A 2,072-nucleotide genomic window follows, 5' to 3' on the forward strand; every position below is an offset into this window, starting at 1 on the left:
AGATTTGATGTTGTCAGTGAGCATCAAAACAGGGATTCCTATTCTAGAGATTTAGTCTAAGTGCGGAACTACCCGCACTTCCTACCTTCTAGGATGACTGGTACTTTATTTCTCCGCAAGTCCCTAACAGCAGGAGCGGCGACCCCTAAGATGTACATGAACGGTGCGACTAACGTTAAGCATTTTTTACTCCACGCTTTTTTCATGTATCTTTCCCACTACATATATTGGATTGCAAAAACTCATAAGGATAGTATCATGGGCTGGAAGTCCCTAGACCGAAAACTTTTGTGATGCTAACTCTACAAGACGCGGATACTATCAGGCTGCCGAAAAGCGGATGATTGGCTTTGTCATCAGTTCTTTTGGCAGTATAGTGCTACTTTTGGGTTCGCTCGTTGGCATCATCCTGTCTTTGGTGCAGCCATAAGTCATTTGCATTGAGCAGGCGATCGCTCCCTCCTCAAGCTCAAGTTTCCTCGCTTGAAATTGAACAGGGCGATGCCTAACGGCGGCAAGCAACGCTTTCACTCTACAATCAGTTTATTGCTATCAAAATTGATATCAAATGGCTGACCAAAAGTCCCTACCAAGCGAAATGATTCGCGTCCCTACTGCTTTAATTCCAGTAGTCAGAGAACTATCCAAACTGCACAGAGAGGGACATACAATTGCCTTGTTGCAAGGCTTAGAAGAATTGCTCTCTGGGTTTGATAGCAAAACTTTATGTCGTTTACAGCATCTACAATCTACATAGAATAAGCATTTTACGTTGTTAGTATTTTCTACAGCGTTGCTATTTTCGGGTAAATTTCTACAACGATGTCCTGATTGCTAAACTGACTAATGTCGTAGAAAAAGTGGCTCGATGTATACGTTGTTTATTCAACACAGATAATAAATTAACAACGTTCCAAAATGCCTAAAATTATTTACGCTGTTGTTGTTGTTGTTATTTAAAATGCGATAAGACATAAAAGATTGATATCGATGTTGCCCCAAGCAGCAAATTAGTTTTGCAGCTGGAGAAGAAGCTCGACGTAATGACCAAAAAACTAGAACTCATCGAACGGGCTATTTCATCAACTCGATACAACAGTCAACCCAAACAAAGAAGACAAGCTAACCCATACCAGCTTTCCCCAAGTTGAACTCCTTGCATTGCCGGATGAAAACCTAGCACCACGACTAGGTTTAACACCGTCAGCCCTGGTATCGGAAAAAGAAAAACTCAGCCCCAAAGAATTTATCAGCTGGACTCGTAACCGCGACCCAAGGGGTTTGGGATGGGAATTTCATAAAAAAGACGGACTTTACCATCCGGTGAAATAATTTCAACTGTCTCCGCAATAGGGTTTAATGAGGAAGCATTCAACATAAGAATAGAATATGTGTTTTATTTGTCGTTACCAAAAGTTTCTTGTGCCTGGTGCAAACGCCTACAACATAAAAAACACAGCTATGGAACAATTACTTACAGCCCTTGCAGAGGTTGGGTAGGGAGTAGCACTCGCAGCTCTGAAAAAAAACGTCTTGACAGTAAAACTAAGCGAGGACAGATTAAGTCCATCAGAAGGCAGGCTATTGACTAAAATGCGATCGCCTAATCGCCTATATGAATGAATTTGGTTAAGCTTTCGTACTGCTATTCGCATTACAATTGGTCAAGCCGCAGTTTAATTATACTGATGATGTTCACCCATTCTCTGTACCCAGATAATTGGTCAGAAATTGCCACTTCAGTTAAGCAACAAGCCCAGTGGCGTTGTCAAAAATGTGGATTACAGTGCATTCCCCCTGGTGAAAAAACATCAAAGCTTACACGTTCAAAACGCAGAGTGTACACCCTACAGGTACATCATTGGGACAGAAATCCAGCAAATAACCACAGAGGCAACCTTATAGCTCTTTGCACAGCTTTATGTAGAATCCACGTCGTAGAAAGCTTGATGTGACTGACTTTTGTTAAATTCTTCTACAACGTAACCTCTGATAACTCCCTTTTAACAAAGCAGAAAAATTTACAAAATGTAACTAGTTTTTTTGACTCATTACCGCACTTTTCAGTGCCT

3 protein-coding genes are annotated in these 2,072 nt (G+C 41.2%); 2 read left to right on the forward strand and 1 reads right to left on the reverse strand.

What is annotated here, in order from left to right:
* Positions 1 to 321: 321 nt before the first annotated feature.
* Positions 322 to 522 carry a hypothetical protein gene (locus LC586_RS41035; protein ID WP_267921810.1) on the reverse strand — a complete coding sequence of 67 codons (201 nt, stop codon included), beginning with the start codon at positions 520 to 522 and terminating at the stop codon, positions 322 to 324.
* A gap of 46 nt (positions 523 to 568) precedes the next feature.
* Here LC586_RS41035 and LC586_RS40345 point away from each other — a divergent pair, with 46 nt between their 5' ends.
* Together LC586_RS40345 and LC586_RS40350 are read left to right on the forward strand one after the other, a co-directional pair.
* The gene (locus tag LC586_RS40345) at positions 569 to 757 is read left to right on the forward strand and encodes a hypothetical protein (protein WP_229491359.1); all 189 of its coding nucleotides are present in this window, start codon (positions 569 to 571) and stop codon (positions 755 to 757) included.
* A 404-nt stretch (positions 758 to 1,161) separates the two neighbouring features.
* The gene (locus LC586_RS40350; RefSeq protein WP_229491358.1) at positions 1,162 to 1,332 is read left to right on the forward strand and encodes a hypothetical protein; all 171 of its coding nucleotides are present in this window, start codon (positions 1,162 to 1,164) and stop codon (positions 1,330 to 1,332) included.
* Positions 1,333 to 2,072 lie beyond the last annotated feature (740 nt).

Source organism: Nostoc favosum CHAB5714 (genome assembly GCF_020829495.1).
Classification (GTDB): domain Bacteria; phylum Cyanobacteriota; class Cyanobacteriia; order Cyanobacteriales; family Nostocaceae; genus Nostoc; species Nostoc favosum.